Raw genomic sequence first — 26,434 nt, 5'->3', positions numbered from 1 at the left:
GGCTTTCCCCGGCCAAACGGGCGGTTTTGCCGTACTTTGCCCAATGGATTTTGGCCGCCTTTCCGATCTGCGCTACGTTGACTTTCGCCTCCCGCCCGACCACCCCGATACGGCGGCGGCGCTGGCCCGCGCTTCGGCCCCGGCTGCGGCCACTCCATCCATATATATAGGCTGCCCCATCTGGACGAATAAGGCCTGGCTGGGCTCCTATTTTCCGGCCGGTATCAAGGATGCGGACTACCTGCACCACTACGCCCGGCAGTTCAACAGCATCGAGCTGAATACCACGCACTACCGCATTCCGGACGCGCCCACGGTGCGCAAGTGGCGCGACGCGGTGCCCAGTCATTTCCGGTTTTGCCCCAAAATGCCCCAGAGCATCAGCCACGACCGGGAGCTGTACAACGCCGATGAGCTGACGACCACCTTCTGCCGGTCCATCAGCGGGCTGGATGAGCGGCTGGGCCACGCCTTTCTGCAGCTGCCGCCCACGTTCGGGCCCGAGCACCTGCCGCGGCTGGAGCGCTACCTGCTCGATTTTCCCGACTACGTGCCCATGGCCGTGGAGCTGCGCCACCCCGCCTGGTTTGCCGATGTCCGCCTGCGCGACTCGGTGTTTGCCATGCTCGAAGCGCTGGGCAAAACCCTGGTGCTGACCGACGTGGCCGGCCGCCGCGACGTGCTGCACCAGCGCCTGACGACGCCCGTGGCCTTTATCCGCTTCAACGGCCACGGCCTGATTGCCAGCGACTATGCCCGCGCCACGGCCTGGGCCGAGCGAATTGCCGGCTGGCTACAGGCCGGGCTGCACACCGTGTACTTCTTTATTCACCAGAAGGACATCATGCACTCCCCGGTGTGGGCGCAGTTTTTCCTGGAAAAGCTGCACGCGCTTACCGGCCTGGAAGTCGCGCCGCCGCGCATCATTCCCCAGCCGGTGCAGGGCAGCCTGTTTTAAGGCCGGCCGCCGCACGGCAGGCCCCGAATTAACCGGAAGCGTCCCGCCCAGACTGCCCGAATTAACGTACCTTGGGTTTCTGTCTGTGTCGCCGCTTGCTGCTGATTTATGAAGCTTAGGAGTACTCTGTGCCGGTTTGCCGCCGGCTTGTTCTTATTAACCGGGCTGGCCCCGGCACCCGGCGCGGCCCAAAACGCGGAACCCGATACGCACTGCCTGCTGGTGCCCCTGGCCGCCGCCGAGCGGGCCCGGCAGTCGGGGGTGGTGGTAGAAGGCGAGGTGCTGGATGCCCGCAGCTTCTGGGACGCCGACCACCGCCGTATCTACACCGCCCACCAGATTCGGGTGTTCAGCGTGCTCAAAGGCACGGCGCCCAGTCAGCTCACTATTCTCACCGAAGGCGGGCAGGTTGACCTTACCTCGCAGGTGCTGACCAACACGCTGCGCCTGCAAGCCGGCGAACAGGGTGTCTTTTTCCTGGCTCCCGCGGCTTTCACCGGCGTATCGGGCGAAGCGGCCTGGACTCCCTACGCCAGTGAGCAGGGCTTTATTCGCTATGAGCTGAGCGACGCGTCGGCCACCGAGCCTTTCCGCCGCTATCCGCTGATTGGCCCGGAGTTTTACGCCGAGCTGAGCCGCACGCTGGGCCAGGCGCGCCGCGAGGTGCAGCCCAACGCCCGGCTGCTGACGGCCCAGCAACGCCGGCAGCAGCCCATAGTAGCCGCCAAAGGTCAGGCCCCGGTCATCAGTGTGCTGAGCCCGGCGACGGTGGCCGCCGGCACTGGGGCGGTGCTGACCATCAGCGGCTCGGGCTTTGGCAATGAGCGGGGCACGGGCCTGGTCGAGTTTCGCAATGCCGATGACGGCGGGGCCACTTTCGTGCAGGCTCAGCCTTCCGACTACGTGGGCTGGACCGACACCCAGATCCGGGTGAAGGTGCCTTCGTACAGTACCAGTGGCAGCCCGGCCGGCACGGGCACAGTGCGCGTGACGACTGCCGGCGCGCTGCAAGCCAGCAGTGCTTCCTTGCTTACGGTGCCGTTTGCCGCCAGCAACGTGCTGGCGCAGGGTACGCAAACCATCGTGCGGCCCAACCACGTCAACCAGAACGGTGAGGGAGGCTACACGTTCCGGTTTGAGCGGGACTTCGCCACCAATACGGCGGCAGCAGAGGCATTTCAACGCGCCCTGCGGACGGGCTGGCGGTGCCAGACGGGCGTCAACTGGATTATCGGCGCTATCCGCACGACCACCACGACCGGCCTGGACGGCGAAAACTCCGTGGGCTTCGACAGTGGCGCCGAGCTGCCGGCCAACGTGCTGGGCCGCACTACCAGCTCCTATTCGGGCTGCACCAGTCCCGATGGCCGCATTACGTTCCACGTCAAGGAAATCGACATGCAGTTTGACGACGCGACTAGCTGGCAGTTCGGCCCGGGGCTTCCCAGCACGCTACAGTTCGATTTCGAGTCGGTGGTGCTGCACGAGCTGGGCCACGCGCAGCAGCTGGGGCACGTCAATACGCTTACGGCGGCGCTGTTTTATGGGGTAGGGCGGGGCCGCTCGAACCGGGCGTTGAGTGCCAATGACCGGGCCGGGGGCCGTTTCGTGGTGCGCAACCGCAGCTTCGTGCCGGCGGGCTGCGGGCCGGGCCCCATGCTGCCCGCGCCGCTGGTGCGCCTAGCGGCCGCCTACCTGGGCAGCGCCGGGGCCGAAGTCACCTGGACGACGCAAGACGAATGCCTGCTCAGCAATTTCCTGGTGGAGCGGGCCGCCGACACTACGGCCTGGCAGCCGGTAGCCACGGTAGCCGCCGGCGCTGCCGCCAACACTTACCGTGTAGTCGACTCGCAGCCGCTGGCGGGCGTGAGCTACTACCGCCTGCGCCTGCGCCGGCCCGATGGCGTCATCGACAACGCCGCGCCCCTGCTGGTGAAAGACAATACCGTGGGCGACCAGGTCGTGCAGATCTACCCCAACCCCGTTGATGGTAGTCAGCTGCGCTTTCTCTACACCGGCGCTACCAACGGCAACCTGTCGGTGTTTGTGTATGATGCGCTGGGCCGGGGCTGCAAGGCCATCGGCATCGACACGCGCGCGGGATTCAACGTGCGCAGCATCGACGTAAGCCAGCTGCACCCCGGCTGGTACGTGCTGCGCTGGCGCGACCCGGCGGGCCGGATGGGCACGGTGCCCTTCGTAAAAGTGAATTAAGCTGCGCCGGGCTACCGCTCCAGCAGCATGGCCCCGTAGGAGTAGCCGCCGCCAAACACGGTAATAACCACCCGCTCGCCCGGCTTGATCTGGTCGAGCTGGTCGGCCAGGGCAATGGCGGCTCCGGCGCAGCCCGTGTTGCCCAGCCGCTCGATGTTGGATACGGCCCGCTCCTCGGGTAAGTCCAGAGCCTGGAGCACGTTGCGGGTAATGCGCAGGTTGGCCTGGTGCGGAATCAGCCAATCCAGATCGGTAACGGCCAGCTGGTTGCGCTCCAGGATTTTGCGCGTCACGTTGGCCATGTACTGGCAGGCGTTCAGGAACACGTCTTTGCCGAAGGGCATTACGATGCCTTTTTCCACCGGCTTCAGCGTCACGGCCACGTCGGCCTTGCCCACGCCGCCGGCTCCGGCCGTAATCAGATCCACCATGCGCAGGTCGGTGGGGGCAAGGCGGTCTTTGCTGATGAGCAGGGCCGCCGCGCCGTCGCCCCAGAGGTGGCCGGCCACGGTGTCGTGCTCGTTGTTATAAGCCGTGTTGTGCTCCGACACCACCACCAGCGCCCGGCGGGCCTTGCCCATGGCGAAGTAGCCCTCCACGATTTCAATGGCGTTCAGCAGCGACGAGCAGGCCGACGAGATGCTGACCACCGGAATGTCGGGAACGCCGATGGCGCGCTGCACGGCGTGGGCGAGGGTATAAATCGTGTCGTGGGGCGTGTAGGTGGCGCCCACAATCAGGTCGACGTCGGTGGCGGGAAACTGCGGGGCCGCGGCCAGCACCCGCTCGGTGGCGTCGATGGCCATCGTGTTGGTATTTTCGCCTTTGGCCGCCTTGCGTCGCTCCCGGATGCCGGTGCGCTCAATGATCCACTCGTGCGACAGACCGTTCAGGTGGGTAAAGTGCTTGTTGGTAATGACGTGGGCGGGCAGATAAGCCGCCACCTGATGAATATACACGGGTGGAAATGTAAGCGGAGGAACTCGGGTGAACAGGCGGCAAGGTACGCCAATGCCCGGCAAATAATGGGCTGTTTCCGCATCCCGCCCGTACTTTGCAGCGCATCCTTGCGTTCAAACGCTGTTTGCCCCACTTAGTTCAAGCTCCTCCCGATAAAGATTATGGCTTTTCCCGCTGCTTTTCCCCGGCTGCTTTCCGGCGCGGCCCTGCTCTCCGCGCTGACGTTGCTGGCTTCTCCGGCCCAGGCCCAGAAATACCGCACGGCCGTGGGGGGCCGCCTCGGGGCCGGCAACTACGGCCTCACCATTCAGCAGAAGATTCTGGACAAAACCACCCTGGAAGGCATCGGCATCGTGGGCACCCGGGAGGTGAGCGGCACGGTGCTGGCCGAGCGCCACTTCGGCATTCTGGGGCCCAGCCTGAACTACTACCTGGGCGCGGGCGGCCACCTGGGCAACCACAAGGACGACGGCGTGTTCGGGGGCTTCGACGGCATCATCGGGGCCGAGTACAAGGTGGCCTTTATTCCCCTGGTGCTGTCCTTCGACTTCAAGCCCAGCCTGGAGCTGAGCTCGGCCGACTGGGCGCGCTTCCCCACGGCCTTCTCAATTCGCTACGTGCTGATAAAGGAGAAAAAAACCGGCCTGTTCGATAAAATCCTGGGCGGCGGCGACAACGACCGGAAGGAGAAGAAGCCCAAGGAGAAAAAGCAGGAGAAGCCCGCCGGGCGCCGGGGCCTGTTCGACTTCTAGCCGCCCGGAAAGCGGCTACAGCGTGAGGGCACTGACCAGCAACGACAGCACGATGCTCATGGCAAAGACGCCCGCGTAGGCCACCATCATCAGCAGCACTTTGCTCAGGGTTTTCAGCCACGACTGCCCGAAGTTGTTGCGCAGGGCCAGAAAAAAGTAGATGGCCGGGACAAACACCAGCACCGCGTCGAACCAGTCGTTGCTGCCGAGCCAGGCCAGCAGCAGGTTCACGATGAAGAGCACGAACACGAAGCAGTGGAAGTGAATCGAGAAGATGAGGTGGGCCAGGTAGTACTGCCGCTGCCGCAGATACAGGGCCTTGAGCAGCAGGGCAAACAGGGGCATGAGCACGAACATCAGGATGGGCAGGCTCTTCATCCACTTGTGCATCAGCTCGTCGGGGGAGGTGTCCAGGGAGCGGACCGTCTGGCGCAGGAACATGCGCCGCAGCAGCGTCGGCTCCTGCTTGTGGCTGCGCAGGGCCGAGTCGAGGCGGGCGGCCGACGGGTCTTCGCTGAGGGCCAGCAGCTCCTCCTGGCTGAAGTCGAGCCCCGACAGCATCGCCGACGGCAGCTTGTCTTTGGCGTCGATGCGAATAACGCCGGACTGAGGCGCATTCACCCGGATGGAGTCGGCGACGGCCTGCAGGTTGGCGTCGCGCAGCAGCTCCCGCGTGGGCCGGTCGGAGGAGGGCTTGATGCTGAGGGAAAGCAGAAAGAAGAAGACGAAGCTGATGAACACGTACAGCCGGATGGGCGGCACGAAGGGCATGCGGTGGCCCAGCAAAAACTGCCTGGTCAGCTCGCCGGGCTTTAGCAGCAGCAGCCGGGCGGTGCGGAATACCTTGCTGTCGAAGTGAAAGATGCCTTCCAGAAACTCCTCCATGATGTGACCCAGCGAGAGGCTTACCTCCTGGTTCTGCTGCCCGCAGCGAGGGCAGAAGTCATCGGGCTGCCCGGTCGGGAACTGGTAGTCGCAGTTGGCGCACGCCGGGAGCTTAGGATGAGAGTGGGCCATACGGTACAGAAAATAGCAAGGAAAGAGACGACACGGGTACACAAATAAACATAGTGCCGGCTCAATACACCAGCGGAATCTGCGCATTTGCTTCCAGCCGGAAAGAGGCCGCCGAGCTGCCGGAAATTCTTCACCTTTAGGCTCCGCAACAAACCTCCCCGGCATGCACCCGCACGAAGAGCTTCTCCACCGCTTCTACCAAAGCTTCCAGCGCCGCGACCATGCCGCCATGGCCGCTTGCTACCACCCCGACGCCACCTTCGACGACGCCGCTTTTTCCCTGCGCGGCCCCGATATCGGGCTGATGTGGCGCATGCTCATCGAGCGGGGCAAAGACATGCAGCTGACCTATAACCACATCCGGGCCGATGACAGCCAGGGCCAGGCCGTGTGGGACGCGCGCTACACCTTTTCCAAAACCCGGCGGCCGGTCCACAACCACATCAACGCCCGCTTCACCTTCCGGGACGGCAAAATCCTGACCCACCACGACCAGTTCAGCTTCTGGCGCTGGAGCCGGCAGGCGCTGGGGCCCATTGGCTGGCTGCTGGGCTGGTCGGCCTTCCTGCGGCAAAAGGTGCGCAAGACGGCCGCCGAAGGATTGGAGCAGTTCAAAGCCCAGCGCGGCCTGTAAACCGTGTCATGGCGAGAAGGGACGACATTCCGCGCCTCAAGCGGCGTCAATCCGTCCGCTGAAATGTGTTGAGCTTCCCTAAGTGAAAAGCCCTAACGCCTGCTCAGGCGTTAGGGCTTTCTGGGAAAAGGTCATTGCGTAATTCGCAGCGGATGGATGGCTTCGCGCTGCTCGCAATGACAGGTGGTTGGGCTGGCGGAGGCTACCAGATTTTCACCCGGGCACTGTCGGGGCGCCAGAGCTTCTGGCCTTGTCTCACCTGGAAGGCTTCGTAGAACTCGGGCACGTCGGCAAAGGGGCCGTTCACGCGGTACATGGCCGGGGAGTGCACGTCGGTGAGGATGCGCTGGGCCAGCACTTCGTTGCGCTGGTGGTTTTGCCAGCCCAGGGCGTAGCCCAGGAAATAGCGCTGAGTGGGGGTGAGGCCCCCGATTTTTTCACCCTTCTTGTACTGCTCGGTTTTCTTAAAGGCGTCGAAGGCAATAACGATGCCGCCCAGGTCGGCAATGTTCTCGCCGGCCGTGGCCTTGCCGTTGATGTGCAAGGAATCCAGCACGGTGTAGCCGTTGAACTGGCGCACGATGCCATTCACGCGCTGCTGGAAGGCAGCCCGGTCCTTCTTGCTCCACCAGTTGCGCAGGTTGCCTTTCTCATCGAACTGGCTGCCTTCGTCGTCGAAGCCGTGGGTGAGCTCGTGGCCGATGGTGCTGGCCCCGGCGTAGCCGTAGATGATGGCGTCGTCGGCGTTTTTATCCTCCAGGCCGGGAATGGCGAAGATGGCGGCCGGCAAGACGATTTCGTTGTTGGAGGGGTTGTAGTAGGCGTTGTAGGTCTGGGGCGTCATGTCCCACTCGGTGCGGTCCACGGGCTTGCCCAGCTTGTAGATGTTGTAGCGGTACTGCCACTCATTGGCGCGCATCACGTTTTGCAGGTACGAGTCGCGCTTGATTTCCAGAGTAGAATAGTCGCGCCACTTGTCGGGGTAGCCCACCTTCGGGGTGATTTTGGCCAGCTTCACCAGGGCCTTCTGCTTGGTCGAGTCGCTCATCCAGTCCAGGGCCTGAATATGCTCCCGGAAGGAGGCCACCACGTTTTCGGTCAGCTTGGCGTAGCGGTCCTTGGTTTCGGGGGCGAAGTACTCCTTCACGAACAGCTGGCCCAGGATTTCGCCCATGCTGCTTTCTTCCTCGTCCAGCACCCGCTTCCAGCGGGCCCGCTGCTGCTTGCTGCCCTGCAAGATGGTGCCGTAGAAGCGGAAATGCTCGTTGTCGAGGGGGCGGCTGAGCTGGGCGGCAAAGGCATTCACCAGGTGCCACCGCAGGTAGGCCTGCCACTGGTCGAGCGGCACGGTCTTCAGCAACTGCCCGGCCTTCTGGTAAAACTCGGGCTGCCCCACGATAACCGTGTCGGTCTTCAGCTCCATCTGGGCCAGCCAGGGCGTCCAGTCGAAGCCGGGGGTGAGCTTACCCAGATCGGCCACGCTGCGCTTGTTGTAGTTGGCGTAGGGGTCGCGCAGGTCTTCGAGCTTGCGCGAGGCGCTGGCCAGCTGCGTTTCCAGGCTCATAATCTGGCCGGCGTGGCGCTGGGCCGTCACCGAATCCTGACCCAACAGCTGCAACATGCGGCCCACGTGGCGCACGTACTCCTTCCGAATGCCGGCCGTGCGGGTGTCCTTGTTGAAGTAGTAGTCCCGGTTGGGCAGGCCCAGCCCCGCCTGGTAGAGGTGCAGGGCCATTTTGTCGCTGTTCTTGGCATCCTGCCCCACGTACAGGCCAATGAGCGAGTTGACGCCCAATACCTTGTGGCGGGCCACCACGCTCTGCACGTCGGCCACCGACTTAATGGCGGCAATGCGGTCCAGCTCGGGCTTCAGCGGGGCAATGCCCTGCTTGTCGATGACAACCGAATCGAGGCCGGAAGCCCAGAAGTCGCCGATTTTCTGCTGACTGGTGCCGGCCGCGGCGTGGGCTTTGGCGGCTTCCTCGTTCAGGGCGCGCAGGCGGGCGTACACCTCGTTCTGCACCTCTTTACCGATGCCCCACGAGCTTTCGGAGGCCGGAATGGGGTGCTGCTTCAGCCAGCCGCCGTTGGCGTAGGTAAAGAAGTCGTCGCCGGGCTGAACGGTGGTGTCGAGGTTGGCTTGCAGCAGGTCGGGCTGACCGCCGCCGCCGGCTTTGTTGCCGGAGTTGCAGCCGGCCAGGCCCGCGGTGGTCACGGCGCAGGCCAGCAGCCACTTGCCAAGCGTAGAAACGTTGTGCATAAGAAGGAAAATGAAAGAATAGGGAAGGAAGGTCGAAGGTAAAGATTCTGTCAGCACATAGGACAAAGTCTATACACCAGCGTTGCAGCCCAGCCAGGGCTTCGGTGACGAATAAAGTAAAGGGCCGTCATTCCGAGCGGAGCCGAGGAATCTCGCGTGCAGTCGTTGTTGTAAGCCGAACGCTAAAAGAAGACCGTCATGCTGAGCGCAGCGAAGCATCTTGCGTGCCATGGTATTCTAATTACCATGGCACGCGAGATGTCTCCCGTAGGTCGACATGACGGTCTGGCTTCAGCCCGCCAGCTTCCCCTACTTCGCTTCGCCTGCCGTTCTTTGCTCCTCGTCAACCCCTTGCCCGCCTATGCTGCTCCGTCTGCTACTCCTCAACTTTGCCCTCACGGCCTACCTCACCGGGGTTATCTGGATGGTGCAGCTCGTGCACTACCCGGCTTTCGCGCAGGTGCCGGCGGCGGGCTTCGCCGCGTTTCACCGGGCCCACCTGCGGCGCATGGGCTGGGTGGTCGGGGCCCCGATGGTAGCCGAATTGCTGCTGGCCCTGGGGCTGGCGTGGGTGGGCCGGGAGCTGGGCGCGGCCGTGTGGTGGGCCCTGGCGCTGGTGGCGGGCATCTGGGCGGCTACGTTCTTCATTGCGGTGCCTTTTCACAACCGCCTGACCGCGCACGGCTACGACTACATCACCATCGACGGGCTGGTGCGCACCAACTGGCTCCGCACCCTGGCCTGGACGCTACGCCTCGGGCTGCTGGGCGCGCTCCTGTGGGCGCACCTGTAGCCGCCGGTGCTATTCCCGTAACTTTGGCCCGTTCCTCCCCGTTTTGCCCCTCATGCTTCCTCCCGCCGACGCCTTTCTACCCGAACTCCAGTTTCAAACCAGCCGCAGCAGCGGCCCCGGCGGTCAGAACGTGAATAAGGTCGAGTCGCGGGTTGAGCTGCGCTTCCACATCGGCAATTCCCAGCTGCTGAGCGACGAGCAAAAGCAGACCCTGCTCGCCAAGCTAGCCTCCAAGCTGACTACCGAAGGCGAGCTGCTGCTCACGGCCCAGGAAGACCGCAGCCAGCTGCGCAACCGGGAAACAGTAGTGCAGAAGTTCTACGACACGCTCCGCAAGGCCCTGCACAAGCCCAAGGCCCGCAAAGCCACCAAACCCAGCAAAGGTGCCGTGCGCCAGCGCCTCGAATCCAAGAAAAAGCACGGCGAGAAGAAAGCCAGCCGCGGCAAGCTGGACTTTTAGCGGGTCATTGAGCTAGACAGCAGATGAGGCGGCAAAGCATAGTAACGGGCGGCTTGCTGCTGCTGGCGCTGGTGATACTAGGGTTCCTGTGGCTGGGACCGGCCTTCGGTTTCTTGTTGGGGTGGCTGCTGATCGGGTTGGTATGGGCGCTGGCAATGGCCGCTATTGGAGCATTCTGGCTGAGTATCCCGCTTCTCCTTTACTACGTCCTGCTTGAAATATCTTGCCTGCGCTCTGCTCCCAATCAGGTAGCGCTGCGCTGGGGGGTAATCAGCGCCTACATCGGTATGGCGTTGGTAGCGGCCAGCCTTATAGCCACGAAGCGTACGGGATATGCCCAGAACTTGCTGATGGATTACCATATTCAACTGTGGCTACCGCTGCTGGCCGCCGCCGTGGTGCCGGCCTGGATAGGGCGGCGGCGCTGGCTAAGGAACCATCCGCCGGTATAGGACTCAGGAAGCGGTACCAGCCTGCGAAACGCCTCTTTTAATTCAGATCGAGCCCAAACAGTACGCCAAACCACTGCTTGCGCTGGTAAAGCCAGTGGCGGCCATCGGGACCGAGCAACTGGTCGAAGCCCACAGCCAAACCCAGGTTAAAGATGCGCGCATCGTAAATAGTAGCTGCGCCGGCGTGCACAACGAAGCCCTCATACGCGCCGCCGGTACCGGGCTGGCGCAGTACGTCGGGGCTAATGGCCGTGGAACCCAACCCCGTAAACAAGCCGTAGCCCAGGCCTACTGTTCGGATTTGGGGCGCGTGGTGCCCATCAAGTAGCTGCCGACCATTAACGTGGTAGAAGTCAAGCCGCCGCCCAAAGTACAGGGCCGCGTTGAAATTGGTATTGAGCTGCACCGGCACCGGCCCTTGGGGTGGGCGAGCTTTGAAGGGAATGGTGAATACGTCGAGGTCGAAGTTGCGCTGCAGCAGAATAACGTGCTGCCCGTGGTGTAAGCCGTAGCTGAGGCGCTGCGGAGACCCGGCCGGTGGGCTGGGCAGCAGGAGCCGTAGCGTATCCTGGGCCTGTTCTACATACACGGTGCGGCGGCCGATGGTGGTAGTCAGGGCCGGGTCGTTACTGCCCACAACCTGGTAGTCGCCGGGTTCCAGCGCGGGTAAATGGCCGACGGCAGCGCAGCCGGAGAGGAGTGCTATCAAAGCTACCCCAAAAGCTAGTTGACGCATAGGCTACGCGAGGCCGCTACCGGTTTAGAGCAGCGTTCCTTTCAGAAAGATGGTTGCCACCGAAAAATAGATCACCAAGCCCGTTACATCAACCAGCGTAGCGACAAAGGGTGCCGACGACGTAGCGGGGTCGAAGCCCAGGCGGCGTAGCAGCAGCGGCAGCATGGACCCCGCTAACGAGCCCCACAGCACGATGCCCACCAAGGAGAAGCCGACCGTGAGGCCAATCAAAACCCAGTGGGGGCCGTAGTAGCCTGGCTTTATCATCTCCCACAGCAAAATCCGCAGGAACCCTACCGAGCCCAGAATGGAACCCAGTGACAAGCCAGAAATAATTTCACGGCGCATCACCTTCCACCATTCGCCCAACGTAAACTCGCCCAGCGACATGGCCCGGATAATCAGCGAAGTGGCTTGTGAGCCAGCATTGCCGCCGCTGGAAATAATCAGGGGGACAAACAGGGCTAGCACCACCGCTTTCTCAATCTCACCCTCAAAGAAGCCCATTGCCGTGGCCGTAAGCATCTCGCCCAAAAACAGCACCACCAGCCAGCCCGCGCGCTTCTGAATCATCTTGGGCAGCGCAATAGTCAGGTAGGGCTCGTCCAGGGCTTCCGAGCCCCCGAGTTTCTGAATGTCCTCGGTGTCTTCCTCTTCCCGGATGTCGAGAATGTCGTCGATGGTCACGATGCCGAACAGCACGCCCTCGTCGTTGACGACGGGCAGGGCCACCCGGTTGTTCTTGCGAAACACGTCGATGGCCGCCTCCTGGTCCTGCATGGCGTTCAGGCTCACGTAGCGCCGGTCCATCAGCTCACTCACGCGCTTGTCAGGGTCGGCCAAGAGGAACTCCCGGATACGAATGTCGTCGATGAGCACGCCCCGGTTGTCGGTCACATACAGCATGCTCAGGGTTTCGGACTGCCCGCCGTGCCGCCGGATGTAGTCGAGCACCTGCTGCACCGTCCAGCTCTCCCGGATGGCAATGTAGTCGGGTGTCATCAGGCGGCCCACCGAGTACTCGGGGTAGCCCAGCAGCTCCAGCGTCACGCGGCGCTCCGGCTCCGAAAGGGTCTGAATCAGCTCTTTTACGAAGTCGTCGGGCAGAAACTCCAGCAGCGCCGTCCGGTCGTCGGGCGACATCTCGTTGAGAATGTCCGAAATCTTGTCCTGGCTCAGGTTGGCCAGAAAGTGGCGCTGAATGTCCAGGTCCAGGTACTCGAATACCTCGGTAGCCAGCTGCAGGGGCAGCAGCCGGAAGATGATCAGCTGCTCGCGCTCCTCCTCGTTATCGATCAGCTCGACCAGCTCCGACGGTTCGAATGACTTAAGAACCTCTTTTAATTTAAAAAACTCGCCCTCCTGAATCAGGGACGTAATTTGGTCAGTGGTCGGGTGCTGATTCATGGAATAAGTCAGGAGGGAGGTGCTTCGCTAGGCAGCAGATTGAGTGAGTATTCGGCGCGCAAAAGTAGGCCAAAAAAATGGCCCGGCCGCGCTGCATTCCGTCATTTTTCCTAACGCCAAACCGGGCGCCGCAATTCCCGCCGCCCGTCACAATTCTTGCACTTATCGGCGTTGGCCGCCGTGGGCGCAGCTGAACCGTGGCGGGTAGCCCGCCGAAAAAGAGTGTCAACCAAACCCGCGGCCCACTCGTCAAACCAACCCAGGCGCGGGCCTTTTCCCTTGATTTCAAGAACCCGTGTACATTTGACTCCTGCTTACTTTGTTTTCTTCTTATGTCTGAGCCGTCCGTGCCCCCGCTAGGAACCCTCGTTGCCCTCGGCGGCGGCGATGATGATGCCCTGCTGGCCCTGCTCTGCGACCTGCTGCCCGGCCCCGACGCCAGCATCCTGATTCTGGCCATGGCCGCCAGCGACGCCACGGCCACGGCCAACAACTACGCCAAGGCCCTGCGCGAGCTGGGCTGTGCCAACGTCAGCCACGTCAAAATCGACGAGCGCCACTCGGCCGACAAGCCCGCTTCCCTGCGCCGCCTGCGCGAGGCCCGGCTCGTCTTCTTCACCGGCGGCGACCAGGAAATGATAACCGAATTTCTGCACGGCACCGAGTTTCTGCGCGAGCTTACGCGCCTCTACCACACCGAGCCCGAGTTTATCATCGCCGGCACCAGCGCCGGCGCGTCGGTCTTGCCCGAGCACATGCTGGTGGCCGGCTACGGCTGGCGGGCCCTGCGCAAGGGCGGCATCCGCACCGACCACGGCCTGGGCCTGCTGCCCCACGTGCTCATCGACCAGCACTTCGTGGAGCGGGGCCGCTTCGGGCGGCTGGCCCACGCCCTGTTGGCGCATTCGCAGTGCCTGGGGCTGGGTTTGGCCGAAGAAACGGGCATTATCATCCGCCGGGGCCAGGAAGCCGAGGTGTTCGGCGACGGCGTGGTGATGGTCGTCGATGGGCAGCAGCTGCACGGCAACAACCTGGGCCGCATCGGCCGCGGGGAGCCCATCGCCGCCCAGGATTTCCGGGTGCACCTGCTCGTCAGCGGGCAGCGCCTCGACCTTCAGACCCGGCGCGTGATACAGGAGGAAGAATGAGTAGCTTTTTCCACGCGTTGGCAGCGGCAAAAAACACCGCACAATTAGTCGGCACGCCTACTAACTAATTCCTTTTTCTGCCTACATTTAGTCCCAACAACCTACATTCTCACCCTTTTCTTCTTTTTATGAATCTAAAAACTCTACTCCTCGCGGGTGGTGCGCTACTCTCGGGTACGGCAGCTTCGGCGGGTGGCTTCCAAGTGTCGCTGGCCGGGATAAAGAACAACGGTATGGGCGGCGTAGGGGTAGGCCTCTCCCTCGACCAGGCAGCCATGTTTTACAACCCCGGTGCTTTGGCGATGGTGCGGGAGCGGGGCGTGCAGATTGGGGGCAACGCAACCTTTGCGCGCAGCGCCTTCCGTTCGCAGTTTGGTGGTGAGCAGCGCGAGCTGCGCAACTCGGTTGTAACTCCGTTCAGCGTATTTGCCGGCTTCGGCTCCAGCGACAATAAGTTTGCCGCCGGTATTGCCATCTACACGCCCTTCGGCAGCAAGCTGCAGTACGCCAACGGCTGGGAAGGCCGTTTCTCCCTGACCGACATCGACCTGAAGTCCATCTTCGTGCAGCCCACGGTAAGCTACGCCATTACCGACAAGCTGAGCGTCGGCGGCGGCCTGGTTATTCTGGCCTACGGCGCGGTGAACCTGCAGAAGGACATTCCGATTGAAGGCCAGCCCGGCGTGCCCGGCCACGTAACCCTGGACGGCAAGGCCCTGACCAAAATCGGCTTCAACGGCGGTATTTACTACAAGCCCACCGAGAAGCTGAGCATCGGCGCCAGCTACCGCTCCCGCATCGACGCTACCGTGGACGCGGGCGAGGTGACGTTCAACAACGTGCCGGCTTCGGTGGGTGCGCGCTTCACGGCTACCGAGTTCGACGTGACGCTGCCCCTGCCCGCTACCACCAGCCTGGGCGTGGGCTTCATGCCCATGGAAAAGCTGACCGTGGCCGTGGACGTGAACTACGTGCAGTGGAGCGCCTACAAGTCGCTCGATTTCAAATTCCGGGGCAACAACGGCGCCGGTGGTTTGGTAGCGCCTTCGGGCCAGGTGGGCGGCGTCAACTTCAGCAACTCGAAGCGCGAGTATGAGGATGCCTTCACCTTCCGCGTGGGCGGCCAGTACCAGGTAACCGACGCCTTCACGGTGCGGGCCGGTGGCTCCTATGACATGTCGCCGGTGAAAGACGGCTTCGTAACGCCCGAAACGCCCGACGCCGACCGCCTGGGCCTCACGGCCGGTATTTCCTACAAGGTGAGTGACCATTTCGGCGTGGACGTGTCGACGCAGTTCATCAACCTGAAGGAGCGCACCCAGACCCAGGACGAGCTGATAGCCGCCGGTACCGCCGACCGGATTGCGGGCACCTACAAAACGCGGATCGTTATTCCGGGTATTGGCTTCAACTACACTTTCTAACGCGTCTTCCCACCAACTCATATGAACTCATTTTTGCTCAAAAAAGGGACGCCGGCGCTAGCGCTGCTGGGTTTGGCCCTGGCGGGGTGCCAACCCGAAATTGATGCCCCCGGCATCGACAAAGGCTCGGCCGACTTTACCAAATACGTTGCCGTGGGCAACTCCCTGACGGCTGGATTCAGCGACGGTGGTTTGTACCGCGAAGGGCAGCTGAACTCGTACCCCAGCATTCTGGCCAGCCAGTTTAAGGCCGCCGGCGGGGGCGACTTCACCCAGCCCTTGTTTTCGGAAGCCCAGCTGAACGGCTCGGGCTACCTGCGTCTGACGGGCTTCACGGCCACCGGCTCCCCGGTTACGGCCAGCGTAACCGACAAGACGGCCATTACCGGCGGCGTGCAGACCCGGGCGGGCGTGCAGTTCACCTACGCCAAATACCTGGACCCTATCAACAATCTGGGCGTGCCCGGTATCCGCATGTCGGATATTGAGACGCCCAACTTTGGCAATACGGCCCTGAATGGTGGTACGCTGTTGGCTCCGACGCCCATTTTTAATTCGTATTTCGAGCGGATTACGCCCAACGGCAGCAACCAGACCTACCGGCAGCGGGTAGCGGCTTCGGCCCCCACCTTCTTCACGTTCTGGTTGGGCAACAACGACGTGCTGGGTTATGCTACCGCCGGGGCCGCGGCCAGCTCCCTGACGTCGGTCGACGACTTTACACGCCTGGCCAATGGCATTCTGGACGACCTGACCGCCAACGGTGCCAAGGGCGTCGTGGCCACGATTCCGGACGTGACCAACGTTCCGTTCTTCACCACGGTAGGCCCGAGCTTCCGGGCTGTCCTGCCCGCGGGTGCCAGCGTGGTAGTAACCACCGGCCCGGCCTTCACCGGCACTGCCCTGACGCGCAAAGTAATTGCCCGGGACGATATCCGGGATGCTGCCGGCAGCGGCAAGCAGCTGTTTACCCTCACGGCCTCGCCTTACGTCGCCCTGTACGGTCGTACGAACAATGGCAAAGCCTGGCGTGACGTATACAACCAGGCCAAGCCGTCGCTGCCCCCAACCATCGACCTGCGTACTTTCCTCCTGTTGAGCGGTATTGACACGACCAAGGCTTTCGGCGCCAGCAACGAGAACCCCATGCCCAGCACCATCGTGCTCGACGACCTGGAGCAGCCCGGCATCCTGGCCCGGACCACGGCGTTCAACGACGCTCTGAAAAGCAAGGCTAACGCGAAGAACCTGGCTATTTTCGACGCCAACGCCTTCTTCCGCGGTATTGCTGCCAATGGCTTCTCCATCAACGGCACCAACAACTCGGCAGGCTTTATTTCCGGCAACCTGTTCTCCCTGGACGGCGTGCACCCCACGCCCCGCGGCTACGCCGTAATTGCCAACGAGATGATCAAGGTGATTAACACCAAGTATGGTTCGACCCTGCAGACGGTAAACCCTAACGCTTACCGGGCAATTATCTTCCCGTAAGCTACTGCACTGGGCTACACCAGTAAGAAAAGCCTCTTCCGTTCGGGAGAGGCTTTTTGCTTTTTCAGCCCGTCTGGTATCAACCAGTAGCGGGCTCTGGGGCGACGGTACTGTTGGCTTCCTCCCGCTGAAGCGCTGCGAAGGGCAATTCCAGAGTACATGTTAATGTGATGCAGAAAAATAAAGGAATAATTACAGGAGGGTTACTGCTTCGGGCCATAGTCGCTAAATCATGTGACGCGGGCTTTTTGCAGGCTGGGGAGGGGCGGTTATACCTTTGTTTTACGCTGAAGGACAAGTAATTGTCCTGGCTGAAACCGAGTGATTTTCCAACCCAACCCCCAATCTGCGCGCTATGAAAACGCACTTCCGCTTCCCCCTGCTGGCCCTGTTTGCCACCACTGTCCTGGTGTCGTCATGTAAGAAAGAGAACGACAGTGAGCCCGGCCCCAAGGCTCAGACCAAAACCGAACTGCTGTCGGGTAAAGACTGGGTAATGACCGCCCAAACCGTGGACCCGGGCCTGGTGGACGATAACGGCAAGGTCGTTACCGACCTGTTTCCCTACCTGAACGCCTGCGACAAGGACGATTTGATGCGCTTCGAAACCAACGGCAGCTGTACCCTGAACGAAGGCCCTTCGCGCTGCGACCCCAGCAGCCCGCAGCAGTACACCGGCTCCTGGTCGTTCGACAGCAACGAAACCGTGCTGAAAACGACCCTGCAGGGCATGGGCAGCAGCAGCTACAACATCGTCGAGCTGAGCGACAAAACGCTGAAGGTGAGCGGCACCCGAAACCTGGATGGCGACAACTACCGCTTCACCTACACGTACGCCAAAAAGTAGCGGCTGGTCGAGGACTCCGCATCACCAAAAAAGGTGCTTCTGCCAGCAGAAGCACCTTTTTTTATTGGCCGGCAACGCTTTGCTTTATCCTTGGGACGCCGCAATGCGGGCGGCAATGACGGCGGCGTGGTGGCGCCCGTTTTCGATAAACCAGCGGCTGGTATTCAGGCCGCCGCACACGGTGCCGGCCACGTACACGCCCGGGCGGTTGGTTTCGAAGGTTTCGGCATCGTGGGTGGGGGTGCGGGCCGCGTCTTCTTGGCAGGCCACGCCCAGCGCCGCCAGCAGGGAATAGTCGGGGCGGTAGCCGGTCAGGGCGTAGATGAAGTCGGCGGGCAGGGTTTCGGGGCCGTCGGGCGTGAGGACCTCCACGCCGGCCGGGCCGATGCGCTGAATGGTGGTGTGAAACAGCGCCCGGATGCGGCCCTCGGCAATCCGGTTGAGCAGGTCGGGCCGAATCCAGTATTTCACCGACTCGGACACGGCCGCGCCGCGCACCACGAGCGTGACCTGCGCCCCGGCCCGCACGAGCTGCAGGGCGGCTTTGGCGGCCGAGTTTTTGGCCCCGACCACCACCACATGCTGGCCCACGTGGGCGTAGGGCTCCTTGTAATAATAGCTCAGGTGGGCCGCCTCTTCGCCCGGCACCCCGAGGCGGTTGGGCACGTCGAAAAAGCCGGTGGCAATGATAACGAAGCGCGTGGCCAGCCGGCCTTTGTCCGTCACGACCTCGTAGGCGCCGGGCTCCCCTTCCAGGCGGAGCACCCGCTCGTAGAGACGCAGCGTGAGTTTTTCGGACTGCGCGACGCGGCGGTAGTAGTCGAGGGCGTCTTCGCGCAGGGGCTTGTAGTGGGCGGTGGGGAAGGGGTAGCCCCCGATTTCGAGCAGCTCAGGCGTCGAGAAGAACTCCATGTTGGTGGGGTAGCCGACCAGGGAGTTTACCAGCGCCCCCTTATCGACGACGGCCACGCGCAGGCCGCGGCGCTGCACCTCCAGGGCGCAGGCCAGCCCCACGGGGCCCGCCCCGATAACGACTACATCGACGGGGGCGGCAGCGGCAGCAGCAGAATTGGTGTGTTCACTCATAGTGGCTACTATACCATCGGGCACGACTTATGGTTTGGAAGAAACCGGGCGCCTTCGGGCCGAAACACTTGGTTGCTAGGTAGAAAACGCCTTAACTTGCTCCACACTTTTTCAACCCCATTACTTGCATGCAACGTTCTTCCCTTATTGCATTATCTCTATTACTGGCCGGCGCGCTGGGCGCCTGCAAAAAAGACAACACCGAAACCAAGCAGGATATGCTGGTCGGTAAGAACTGGCAGATCAGCGCGGCTACCACCACGTATTCGGGCTCCCAGTCCGGAACGGAGGACGTATACGCCGAAATGCTGGCCTGCGAGAAGGATAACTACATCCGGTTCGAGTCGAACAAGACGCTACAGGTAAACGAGGGCAAAAACGTGTGCCCCGACAGTGAGCCCATGGCGATGGGCAGCTGGGACATCAATGCCGACCAAACCAAGCTCTACATCAACGCGCCGGAGCTGGGCAACAGCGCCGCCGCCCAGTCCGACATCGTGGAGCTGTCGTCGTCGAAGCTGGTGCTGAAAAACGTCATCGTGCAGCCCGACGTCATGGCCGTTACGACGACCACCTTCACGGCCCAGTAAACTGCTTTGCCGCCCTAAAAAAAGGCCGGAACCCGCTCAGGGTTCCGGCCTTTTTAGTTTTAGTGGGCCTGCAGCCAGTTCTGGCCGGTGCCCACTTCCACTTCCATCGGCACGCTCAGGGGCAGGGCCCCAATCATGAGCTCCTTGATGCGGGGAATGATGTAGTCAACCTCCTCTTTGGGCGCGTCGAACACCAGTTCGTCGTGCACCTGCAGAATCATCCGGGTGCCCAGGTTTTCCTTGTCCAGCCAGTCGTGGATGCGGATCATGGCAATCTTGATGATGTCGGCGGCGGTGCCCTGAATGGGGGCGTTGATGGCGTTGCGCTCGGTGAAACCCCGCAGCGTGGCGTTGCGGGAGTTGATGTCGCGCAGGTAGCGGCGGCGGCCCAGCAGCGTCTCGGCGTATTCCAGCTCCCGGGCCTTGTTGATGCTGGCGTCCATGAACTGCTTCACGGCCGGAAACTCCTCGAAGTAGGCGTCGATGATTTCCACGGCTTCCTTGCGGCCAATGCCCAGGCGCTGGGCCAGGCCGAAGGCCGAAATACCGTAGATGATGCCGAAGTTGACGGTCTTGGCCTTGCGGCGCATTTCCGAGTCGACCTCGCTCAGCGGCACCTTGAACACCTTGCTGGCCGTGCTGCTGTGAATGTCGATGCCCTGGCGGAAGGCTTCAATCATGGTGGCGTCCTGCGAGAAGTCGGCCATGATACGCAGCTCGATTTGGGAGTAGTCGGCCGCTACCAGCACGTGGTCGGCGTCGCGGGGCACGAAGGCCTTGCGGATTTCCCGGCCCTTCTCGGTCCGAATCGGAATGTTCTGCAGGTTGGGGTTGGTGCTGCTCAGGCGGCCGGTGGCCGTCACGGCCTGGTTGAAAGAGGTATGCACGCGGCCGTCGGCCTCGCACACGAGTTGGGGCAGGGCTTCCACGTAGGTGCTGCGGAGCTTGGTGAGCTGGCGGTGCTCCAGAATCAGGGCGGCCACGGGGTTTTCGGCGGCCAGCACGCTGAGCACTTCCTCGCCGGTGGCGTACTGCCCGGTCTTGGTTTTCTTGATTTTGCCGCCCCCGAGCTGGAGCTTGTCGAACAGGATTTCGCCCAGCTGCTTGGGCGAGCCAATGTTGAACTCCTGCCCGGCCGCCGCGAAAATCTGCTTTTCGATATCGGTGATGTAGCCTTGCAGTTCGGCCGAGTACTCACCCATGGCGGCGGAGTCAATCCGGACGCCTTCGTATTCGACATCGGCCAGCACCGGCACCAGCGGGTTTTCGACCTCGTTGAGCAGCTTGAGCAAGCCCAGGGCCGCCAGCTTGGGCTCGAAAACGTGCTTGAGCTGCAGGGTCACGTCGGCATCCTCGCAGGCGTAGTCCGAGACTTCGGCGGGCGGAATGTCGGCCATCGTCTTCTGCTTTTTGCCCTTGGGCCCGATCAGCTCGATGATGGAGATGGGCGTGTAGTGCAGGTAGGTTTCGGCCAGCACGTCCATGTTGTGGCGCATGTCGGGCTCCAGCAGGTAGTGGGCCAGCATGGTGTCGAACAGGGGCCCGCCGATGCGGATGCCGTAGTGCTTCAGAATGGTCAGGTCGTACTTGATGTTCTGGCCAATCTTAAGGATGCCCTCGTGCTCCAGAAACGGCCGAAACTCGTCGACCAGCGCCTGGGCCGCCTCGGGGTCGTCGTGGGGCACGGGTACGTAGTAGGCCTCGCCGGGCAGCCAGCAGAACGAGAGACCCACCAGGCGGGAGGTCATCGTGTCGAGGCCGGTGGTTTCGGTGTCGAAGCTGACTTCCTTTTGCAGCAGCAGGAACTTGAGCAGGTCCTGGCGCAGGGCGGGCGTGTCGATAAGGTGATACTGGTGGGGCATGTCGGCCAGGGTGCGGCGGGTGGTGGGCAGCGCGTCGGCTTCGTTGTCATCCTCGATAAACTCGGTGATGCCCACGGGCGCGGCAAACAGCGACGCCTGGTGGCCAGCCCCGGTCGGCACCAGGCTTTTCTTGCCCTTGGCCGGACTGATGGGCGTAGCGGAGGTGCGGGCCGGACTGGTTTTGAGCACCCGGGCCGCCAGCTGCCGGAACTCCAGCTCGTCGAACAGCGCGGTGAGCTTCTCCTCGTCGGGCGCGGAGCAGCAGAGCTGCTCGGGCTCGAAGGGAATGGGCACGTTGACGTGAATGGTAGCCAGCTCCTTGCTCATGAGGCCCTGCTCGGCGAAGTTGCGCACGTTTTCCTGCTGCTTGCCCTTGAGCTGGTCCACGTTGGCAATCAGGTTTTCGACCGAGCCGTACTGCTTGATCAGGGCCTTGGCGGTCTTCTCGCCGATGCCGGGAATGCCGGGAATGTTGTCCGAAGCGTCGCCCTGCAAGCCCAGGATGTCGGTCACCTGCTCCACCCGCTCAATTTCGAAGCGCTGGAGCACGTGGGCCAGGTCCAGCACCTCGGCCGAGTTGCCCATGAAGGCCGGCCGGTAGATTTTCACCTTCTCGGTGACGAGCTGACAGTAGTCCTTGTCGGGCGTCATCATGTACACCTCCTCGAAGCCGTGCTCCTCGGCCCGCTGGGCCAGGGTGCCGATGACGTCGTCGGCCTCGAAGCCGTCCATAATCAGAATCGGGATGTTGAAGGCCTCGATGATCTTCTTGATGTAGGGAATGGCCGTGCCGATGTCTTCGGGCATGGCCTGGCGCTGAGCCTTGTACTCGGCAAACTGCTCGTGGCGGAAGGTCTTTTTGGCCGCGTCGAAGGCCACGCCGATGTGGGTGGGCTTTTCCTTTTGCAGCACTTCCACCAGCGTGTTGGTAAAGCCCAGCACGGCCCCGGTGTTCATGCCCTTGGAGTTGATGCGCGGGTTTTTGCTAAAGGCAAAGTGGGCCCGGTAAATCAGGGCAAAGGCGTCGAGCAGGAAGAGCTTTTTGCGGGATTGGGCAGTGTCGGTCATAGGCTACGAAGGTACGCAAGGCGGCCTGAATGGGATGCTGAAGCCGACAAAATACGCCGCGCCAGCGGCGGCAGACCAGCTCCCGGTTTGCAAAAAGATGGTGCGTGCCCGCTTGGTTTTGAAGCTGGATAATACCTATATTGTATTAGTTATTTCTGTTAAGCATCCCGGTCTGCCCGGCTGCCGATTTACGGTGGTTGGGTTGTGTGTCCTATCGTTATGTATCCCGTGGAAGTATTGCTCCACCCGCGCCGCCACGCCGCGCCCGTCTCTTGTTTCTATCCCCGGCTACTCGCGTCGCCGCCCCGTGTTGAATGCGCCCTGCCAGGTGCTGACGAGCGTTTCCAATACGTTGGAAACGTCCGCCAACGTATTGGAGAAGGCTTCCAACGCATTGGAAACACCTTCCAACGTATTGGAAACGTCCGCCAACGCATTGGAAACGCCTTCCGATGCGTTGGAAACGCCCGACAACGCATTGGAAACGTCTTCCAATGCATTGGAAACACCCGCCAACGTATTGGACACGCTCTGCTACGCGTGGGCAGCTCCCGCCACTACGTGGGAGCTGCCGGCCTACGCGGTGGGCCGGCACTTCCGGGCGTGGTGGCCCGGTACCGTGGGCGGCGGGGGGCCGTATGGCGACGAAGAAACCGGGTGCTTCGCGGCCAACTGGCCTTTCTTTCTCGTGCGTACTTCTTTGCTCATTTTTATCATGCCATCCCGTAAGCTTATCATCAACTTCGACAACGTTCCGAAAATGGACGTGGGGGCGCTAGCCCAAAACTGCCTGACCAACATGAGCGGCAATGCCCGCTTTCCCGAGGCCAAGGCGCAGACCGACGCCTTGCAGGCGGCCCTTACGCCGTATGTGGCGGCGGCCAGTATCCTGCACCCCACGCCCACCCAGACGGCCCAGCTTCAGCAGCTGCGCACCACCCTGAACCGCGCCCTGGCCGGGGTGGCCCAGCTGGCCAACGCGCAATACCCCGATGACGAGGCGGCGCTGCTCTCGACCGGCCTGGCCCTGGGCAAGGAGCGGGAGCGGCATACCACGCTGGAGGCCCCCTCGCGCTTCCAGCTCGTCGATGGGCCGCAGCCGGGCACGCTGTGCGCCAAGGCCAAGCGCCCGCCCCACGCGGTAGCCCTCAAGTACCTCTACACCCTGGACGCGGCCAAGCCCGACAACCAGTGGCTGACGGTGGTCGTGCGCGACGGCGACGCGCTGCTCACGGCCTGCAAAACCGGCGAACGGGTGCACTGCAAGGTGGCCGCCGTGGGCGGCGACACCGATCAGCAGCCTTTCACGGACGTGCTGAGCCGCATCGTGCAGTAAGCCTGAGCTGACCCTGGCCGGCCCAGGGTAGCGTTGGAAGCCGCCGGCCCGCCTGGGTCGGCGGCTTTTTTGGGTGCGCCGGGCCGCCCGGCCGCCGCGAAACCCGACCGGCGCGGCCGGCGCAAGAAAGGGGGCAGGGCTCGGGCCACCGCTAGCCCGCCGAAAACGGCCTGCCCACCGCTGGAAATTGCCCGAAAACCGCCGCTGCAAACAGGAATATCGCCGGCTGGTCAGTAGCTTTGTTGTAGATACACCCAGAAATATATGAAAAAACTAATACGCTTGCTGGTCGCGCTGTCCGTCGGACTGACCCATTATCCGGCCGCCCTGGCCCAGACCCTGGACCCCAGCTTTGCCCCCGTGAACGTGCAGCGCCCGGGCGTGGTGACGGACGCCCTGGAGCAGCCCGACGGCAAATACCTGGTGAGTGGCACCTTCAGCCAGATAAATGGCACGGCGGCCACCGGCCTGGCCCGCCTCAACGCCGACGGCACCCTGGACGCGGCCTTTACGGCCGCCGCCGCCGGCCGGGCCCGCATTGAAAAGGTGCGGCTGCTGCCCAACGGGCAGGTGCTGGCCTTTGCCTACGCGGTGCTGGTGGGCGGGCGCACCTTCAACACGGTAGCCAAGCTGAATGCCGACGGAACCGTGGCGGCCGACTTCAACGTGGGTACCGGTGCCTCAGCCTTCATCAGGAGCGTGGCCGTGCAGCCCGATGGCAAGTTCCTGCTGGCCGGCGACTTCTACCAGTTCAACGGGGTGAAGTCGCCGGGGCTGGTGCGGCTGAACGCCAACGGCTCGGTGGATCAGGCGTTTTCTACGGCGTTGGGCAACGGCTTCGTGTCGGGCCCGGCGGGTCTCAGCGTGAACATGGGGGCCGTAGTCGTGCAGCCCGATGGCAAGATCGTGGTGGGCGGACGCTTCGAAAACTACCAGGGCACGGGCCGCGCGGGCCTGGTGCGGCTGCTGGCCGACGGCTCCCTGGATACGTCGTTTAATCCGGTGCTGCGCACGAATACTACGTTTCCCAACCCGATTATCTACGCCCTGGCCCTGGACCCGCGCACCAATAACATTGTGGTGCGCGGCAACCGCTACGCGCTGAATACCCGCGAGTTTGTGCGCCTCCTGCCCTCGGGGCAGCTCGACAATACCTTTACGTCCAACATCTTGCCCGAGTGCAGCACCTCCGAAAACGAGACGCTGGTGGTCGACGGCCAGGGCCGCATCACGTACCAGAGCTGCTTTGCGGGCACTGCGGCCGTGTCCGGCAACGACTACCTGTTTCGGATGCTGCCCTCGGGCCAGCTCGATACCCAGTTTGCCGTGCAGCGCCAGCTTGATGGCCGCGTTGCCAGCCTGCGGGCCCTGGCCGACGGCAACATCCTGATTGGGGGCGAGTTTCAGCGCTACGGCACCCTGCGCAACGTGTGCCTGGTGCGCCTCAACGACCAGGCCCAGGCATCGGCCACGTTCCGCCCCGTCATTACTCAGCCCGGCACGATTAACGCCCTGAAAGTGCAGCCGGACGGGAAAATACTGGCCGGGGGCAACTTTTCGCTGATCAATGGCCAGAGCATGGGCAACCTGGCCCGCTTCAACGCCGACGGCACCCTGGACGCGGGTTTCCGCGGCACTGGGGCCAATGCGGAAGTAACGCAGGTGCTGCTGCAGGCCGACGGCCGGATCGTGGTGGGTGGCCCGTTCACCGCCGTCGACGACCGGGCCTGCGCCCTGGTGGGCCGGCTGCTGCCCGATGGCAGCGCCGATGCCTCCTTTACCACGACGGCCAGCGCTACCACCAATGAGCCCGTGCTGGCCCTGGCCCAGCTCCCCGACGGCAGCCTGCTGGTGGGCGGCGGTCCGGCCACGTTCAACAACATCACGGGCCCGCTGCACCGGCTCTCGACGGCGGGCGTTGCCTTTTCCTCCTACAACACGGCGCTGGCGGGCGGCCCCACTTTCCCCGGCTCCAGCCCCATCGTCTACGATCTGGCCGTGCTGGCCGATGGCCGGCACTACGTAGCCGGCTCGTTCCGGCAGTTTGCCGGCGTGACCACCTCGGCCCTGGTGCGGCTCAACGCCACCGGCAGCCGCGACAATACCTTCTCTGCCACCCTTGGCGAGATTCCCGTGCCCCGCGTGGAGCCGCTGCCCCAGGGCCAGGTGCTGATCGGCGACGTGCAGATTAACGGTGAGGGGGGCCGGGTGGCGCGCCTGGGCAACAGCGGCGCCCTGGACCCCTTCTTTGCCCTGACCCTGAGCAACACCGCCATCAAGGCCCTGCATCTGCTGCCCAACGGCCGCATCCTGCTGGGCGGCAGCCGCATCGGGCGCGGCGCGCTGGGCCCGGTGGCGATGCTCGAAGCCACTGGCTCGCCCGTGGCCGGCTTCAGCACCCAGAACCTGCTGACTCCCTACGAAACCTACGTGAATACGCTGGCCGTGCAGCCCGACGGAGCCTTGCTGGTGGCCGGTACCTTCACCCAGGTTGGCGGCACGGCGCGCTCCGGCCTGGCCCGCCTGACTTCGCCCGCCATTCTGGCGGTGGGCAGCCAGCAGCTGGCGGCCACTACCCAGGCCTGGCCCGTGCCCGCCCACGGCACCTTGCACCTAAGCCTGGATGCGGCGGCCCAGCCCCGCACCGTGCAGCTGCTCGATGCCCTGGGCCGCGCCGTGCTGACCCAGCCCGTGACCAGGCCGCAGATGCTGCTGCCCCTCGCCGGATTGCGGGCCGGCGTTTACTTGCTACGCGTGGAGTATGACGCCGGCCCCGTGACGCGCCGGGTGGTGGTGGAGTAGGGGTCGGGTAGTGCGGTCGGCAACGGCTTGTCTTACAAACTGTTTATGTTGAACTTGCCGCATAGCGTATCATCGAGGAGCAGCCAAGAGCAGCAGGTGCTATTGGCTGCTCCTTGAATCCTTAACCCTCTTTTCTC

General features: G+C 63.0%; 22 protein-coding genes. 14 read left to right on the top strand and 8 right to left on the bottom strand.

Translation table 11 applies throughout. The annotated features are described in order from the left end of the window. Positions 1 to 43: 43 nt before the first annotated feature. Both E5K00_RS21095 and E5K00_RS21090 read left to right on the top strand, forming a co-directional pair. Positions 44 to 958, top strand: a complete 915-nt coding sequence (locus E5K00_RS21095; protein WP_135465293.1) for a DUF72 domain-containing protein — start codon at positions 44 to 46, stop codon at positions 956 to 958. 147 nt (positions 959 to 1,105) lie between these two features. After that, positions 1,106 to 3,172 carry an IPT/TIG domain-containing protein gene (locus tag E5K00_RS21090; RefSeq protein WP_167856983.1) on the top strand — a complete coding sequence of 689 codons (2,067 nt, stop codon included), beginning with the start codon at positions 1,106 to 1,108 and terminating at the stop codon, positions 3,170 to 3,172. An 11-nt stretch (positions 3,173 to 3,183) separates the two neighbouring features. Here E5K00_RS21090 and E5K00_RS21085 read toward each other — a convergent pair whose 3' ends face one another. Beyond that, positions 3,184 to 4,131, bottom strand: a complete 948-nt coding sequence (locus E5K00_RS21085; protein ID WP_135465291.1) for a 3-oxoacyl-ACP synthase III family protein — start codon at positions 4,129 to 4,131, stop codon at positions 3,184 to 3,186. Between the two features lie 162 nt (positions 4,132 to 4,293). Here E5K00_RS21085 and E5K00_RS21080 point away from each other — a divergent pair, with 162 nt between their 5' ends. Further along, a complete protein-coding gene (locus E5K00_RS21080) occupies positions 4,294 to 4,884 on the top strand; it encodes a hypothetical protein (protein WP_210114351.1) in 591 nt (196 codons plus the stop codon). 15 nt (positions 4,885 to 4,899) lie between these two features. On the opposite strand, the gene E5K00_RS21075 is transcribed toward E5K00_RS21080, so the two are convergent. Beyond that, a complete protein-coding gene (locus E5K00_RS21075) occupies positions 4,900 to 5,901 on the bottom strand; it encodes a DUF3667 domain-containing protein (RefSeq protein ID WP_167856982.1) in 1,002 nt (333 codons plus the stop codon). 163 nt (positions 5,902 to 6,064) lie between these two features. On the opposite strand from E5K00_RS21075, the gene E5K00_RS21070 reads away from it, so the two are divergent. Continuing rightward, positions 6,065 to 6,535 carry a nuclear transport factor 2 family protein gene (locus tag E5K00_RS21070; RefSeq protein ID WP_135465289.1) on the top strand — a complete coding sequence of 157 codons (471 nt, stop codon included), beginning with the start codon at positions 6,065 to 6,067 and terminating at the stop codon, positions 6,533 to 6,535. A gap of 202 nt (positions 6,536 to 6,737) precedes the next feature. On the opposite strand, the gene E5K00_RS21065 is transcribed toward E5K00_RS21070, so the two are convergent. Beyond that, the gene (locus tag E5K00_RS21065) at positions 6,738 to 8,795 is read right to left on the bottom strand and encodes a M13 family metallopeptidase (protein WP_135465288.1); all 2,058 of its coding nucleotides are present in this window, start codon (positions 8,793 to 8,795) and stop codon (positions 6,738 to 6,740) included. Positions 8,796 to 9,156: 361 nt separating this feature from the next. Here E5K00_RS21065 and E5K00_RS21060 point away from each other — a divergent pair, with 361 nt between their 5' ends. Genes E5K00_RS21060 through E5K00_RS21050 form a run of 3 tightly spaced genes read left to right on the top strand, consistent with a single transcriptional unit; the run spans position 9,157 to position 10,500 of the window. Further along, positions 9,157 to 9,588, top strand: a complete 432-nt coding sequence (locus E5K00_RS21060) for a hypothetical protein (protein WP_135465287.1) — start codon at positions 9,157 to 9,159, stop codon at positions 9,586 to 9,588. Positions 9,589 to 9,640: 52 nt separating this feature from the next. Further along, positions 9,641 to 10,048 carry an alternative ribosome rescue aminoacyl-tRNA hydrolase ArfB gene (gene arfB / locus E5K00_RS21055; RefSeq protein ID WP_135465286.1) on the top strand — a complete coding sequence of 136 codons (408 nt, stop codon included), beginning with the start codon at positions 9,641 to 9,643 and terminating at the stop codon, positions 10,046 to 10,048. A 53-nt stretch (positions 10,049 to 10,101) separates the two neighbouring features. Then, a complete protein-coding gene (locus tag E5K00_RS21050; RefSeq protein WP_135465285.1) occupies positions 10,102 to 10,500 on the top strand; it encodes a hypothetical protein in 399 nt (132 codons plus the stop codon). Positions 10,501 to 10,537: 37 nt separating this feature from the next. On the opposite strand, the gene E5K00_RS21045 is transcribed toward E5K00_RS21050, so the two are convergent. Together E5K00_RS21045 and mgtE are read right to left on the bottom strand one after the other, a co-directional pair. Beyond that, positions 10,538 to 11,209 (bottom strand): hypothetical protein, encoded by a 672-nt coding sequence (locus tag E5K00_RS21045; protein ID WP_135465284.1) that lies wholly within the window; start codon positions 11,207 to 11,209, stop codon positions 10,538 to 10,540. Positions 11,210 to 11,260: 51 nt separating this feature from the next. After that, entirely contained in the window at positions 11,261 to 12,643 is a 1,383-nt protein-coding gene (gene mgtE, locus E5K00_RS21040; protein WP_135465283.1) for a magnesium transporter, read from the bottom strand. A gap of 332 nt (positions 12,644 to 12,975) precedes the next feature. Between mgtE and E5K00_RS21035 the strand changes: the two genes are divergently transcribed. From E5K00_RS21035 to E5K00_RS21020, 4 genes are all read left to right on the top strand, one after another. Continuing rightward, positions 12,976 to 13,791, top strand: a complete 816-nt coding sequence (locus E5K00_RS21035) for a cyanophycinase (RefSeq protein ID WP_135465282.1) — start codon at positions 12,976 to 12,978, stop codon at positions 13,789 to 13,791. 128 nt (positions 13,792 to 13,919) lie between these two features. Beyond that, complete coding sequence (locus E5K00_RS21030) at positions 13,920 to 15,215, top strand: OmpP1/FadL family transporter (RefSeq protein WP_135465281.1); 1,296 nt, start codon at positions 13,920 to 13,922, stop codon at positions 15,213 to 15,215. 21 nt (positions 15,216 to 15,236) lie between these two features. After that, positions 15,237 to 16,706, top strand: coding sequence for an SGNH/GDSL hydrolase family protein (locus E5K00_RS21025; RefSeq protein WP_135465280.1), 1,470 nt, complete (start codon positions 15,237 to 15,239; stop codon positions 16,704 to 16,706). Positions 16,707 to 17,061: 355 nt separating this feature from the next. Next, the gene (locus tag E5K00_RS21020) at positions 17,062 to 17,553 is read left to right on the top strand and encodes a DUF5004 domain-containing protein (protein WP_135465279.1); all 492 of its coding nucleotides are present in this window, start codon (positions 17,062 to 17,064) and stop codon (positions 17,551 to 17,553) included. An 84-nt stretch (positions 17,554 to 17,637) separates the two neighbouring features. Here E5K00_RS21020 and E5K00_RS21015 read toward each other — a convergent pair whose 3' ends face one another. Beyond that, positions 17,638 to 18,639: a YpdA family putative bacillithiol disulfide reductase gene (locus tag E5K00_RS21015; RefSeq protein WP_135465278.1), complete on the bottom strand. Its 1,002-nt coding sequence runs from the start codon at positions 18,637 to 18,639 to the stop codon at positions 17,638 to 17,640. Between the two features lie 128 nt (positions 18,640 to 18,767). Here E5K00_RS21015 and E5K00_RS21010 point away from each other — a divergent pair, with 128 nt between their 5' ends. After that, on the top strand, positions 18,768 to 19,229 hold the full coding sequence (locus tag E5K00_RS21010) for a lipocalin family protein (RefSeq protein ID WP_135465277.1): 462 nt from the start codon (positions 18,768 to 18,770) through the stop codon (positions 19,227 to 19,229). Positions 19,230 to 19,288: 59 nt separating this feature from the next. Here E5K00_RS21010 and polA read toward each other — a convergent pair whose 3' ends face one another. Both polA and E5K00_RS21000 read right to left on the bottom strand, forming a co-directional pair. After that, positions 19,289 to 22,159 carry a DNA polymerase I gene (gene polA, locus E5K00_RS21005; RefSeq protein WP_135465276.1) on the bottom strand — a complete coding sequence of 957 codons (2,871 nt, stop codon included), beginning with the start codon at positions 22,157 to 22,159 and terminating at the stop codon, positions 19,289 to 19,291. A 288-nt stretch (positions 22,160 to 22,447) separates the two neighbouring features. Further along, complete coding sequence (locus E5K00_RS21000) at positions 22,448 to 22,687, bottom strand: hypothetical protein (protein WP_135465275.1); 240 nt, start codon at positions 22,685 to 22,687, stop codon at positions 22,448 to 22,450. Positions 22,688 to 22,874: 187 nt separating this feature from the next. On the opposite strand from E5K00_RS21000, the gene E5K00_RS20995 reads away from it, so the two are divergent. Then, positions 22,875 to 23,495 (top strand): hypothetical protein, encoded by a 621-nt coding sequence (locus E5K00_RS20995; protein ID WP_135465274.1) that lies wholly within the window; start codon positions 22,875 to 22,877, stop codon positions 23,493 to 23,495. 264 nt (positions 23,496 to 23,759) lie between these two features. Next, positions 23,760 to 26,297, top strand: a complete 2,538-nt coding sequence (locus E5K00_RS20990; RefSeq protein WP_135465273.1) for a T9SS type A sorting domain-containing protein — start codon at positions 23,760 to 23,762, stop codon at positions 26,295 to 26,297. Positions 26,298 to 26,434 lie beyond the last annotated feature (137 nt).

Origin of the sequence: Hymenobacter aquaticus, assembly GCF_004765605.1 — a bacterium.
GTDB classification, from domain to species: Bacteria; Bacteroidota; Bacteroidia; order Cytophagales; family Hymenobacteraceae; genus Hymenobacter; species Hymenobacter aquaticus.
The sequence above is the reverse complement of the archived record's forward strand: the minus strand, read 5'-3'. Positions and strand labels throughout refer to the sequence as shown.

Excerpts from the sequence above, each read along its gene's own strand:
- E5K00_RS21095 (WP_135465293.1), top strand. The coding sequence starts at position 44 with ATGGATTTTGGCCGCCTTTCCGATCTGCGCTACGTTGACTTTCGCCTC.
- E5K00_RS21080 (WP_210114351.1), top strand. The coding sequence starts at position 4,294 with ATGGCTTTTCCCGCTGCTTTTCCCCGGCTGCTTTCCGGCGCGGCCCTG.
- E5K00_RS21075 (WP_167856982.1), bottom strand. The coding sequence starts at position 5,901 with ATGGCCCACTCTCATCCTAAGCTCCCGGCGTGCGCCAACTGCGACTAC.
- E5K00_RS21070 (WP_135465289.1), top strand. The coding sequence starts at position 6,065 with ATGCACCCGCACGAAGAGCTTCTCCACCGCTTCTACCAAAGCTTCCAG.
- E5K00_RS21065 (WP_135465288.1), bottom strand. The coding sequence starts at position 8,795 with ATGCACAACGTTTCTACGCTTGGCAAGTGGCTGCTGGCCTGCGCCGTG.
- E5K00_RS21060 (WP_135465287.1), top strand. The coding sequence starts at position 9,157 with ATGCTGCTCCGTCTGCTACTCCTCAACTTTGCCCTCACGGCCTACCTC.
- arfB (WP_135465286.1), top strand. The coding sequence starts at position 9,641 with ATGCTTCCTCCCGCCGACGCCTTTCTACCCGAACTCCAGTTTCAAACC.
- mgtE (WP_135465283.1), bottom strand. The coding sequence starts at position 12,643 with ATGAATCAGCACCCGACCACTGACCAAATTACGTCCCTGATTCAGGAG.
- E5K00_RS21035 (WP_135465282.1), top strand. The coding sequence starts at position 12,976 with ATGTCTGAGCCGTCCGTGCCCCCGCTAGGAACCCTCGTTGCCCTCGGC.
- E5K00_RS21030 (WP_135465281.1), top strand. The coding sequence starts at position 13,920 with ATGAATCTAAAAACTCTACTCCTCGCGGGTGGTGCGCTACTCTCGGGT.
- E5K00_RS21025 (WP_135465280.1), top strand. The coding sequence starts at position 15,237 with ATGAACTCATTTTTGCTCAAAAAAGGGACGCCGGCGCTAGCGCTGCTG.
- E5K00_RS21020 (WP_135465279.1), top strand. The coding sequence starts at position 17,062 with ATGAAAACGCACTTCCGCTTCCCCCTGCTGGCCCTGTTTGCCACCACT.
- E5K00_RS21015 (WP_135465278.1), bottom strand. The coding sequence starts at position 18,639 with ATGAGTGAACACACCAATTCTGCTGCTGCCGCTGCCGCCCCCGTCGAT.
- E5K00_RS21010 (WP_135465277.1), top strand. The coding sequence starts at position 18,768 with ATGCAACGTTCTTCCCTTATTGCATTATCTCTATTACTGGCCGGCGCG.
- polA (WP_135465276.1), bottom strand. The coding sequence starts at position 22,159 with ATGACCGACACTGCCCAATCCCGCAAAAAGCTCTTCCTGCTCGACGCC.
- E5K00_RS20995 (WP_135465274.1), top strand. The coding sequence starts at position 22,875 with ATGCCATCCCGTAAGCTTATCATCAACTTCGACAACGTTCCGAAAATG.
- E5K00_RS20990 (WP_135465273.1), top strand. The coding sequence starts at position 23,760 with ATGAAAAAACTAATACGCTTGCTGGTCGCGCTGTCCGTCGGACTGACC.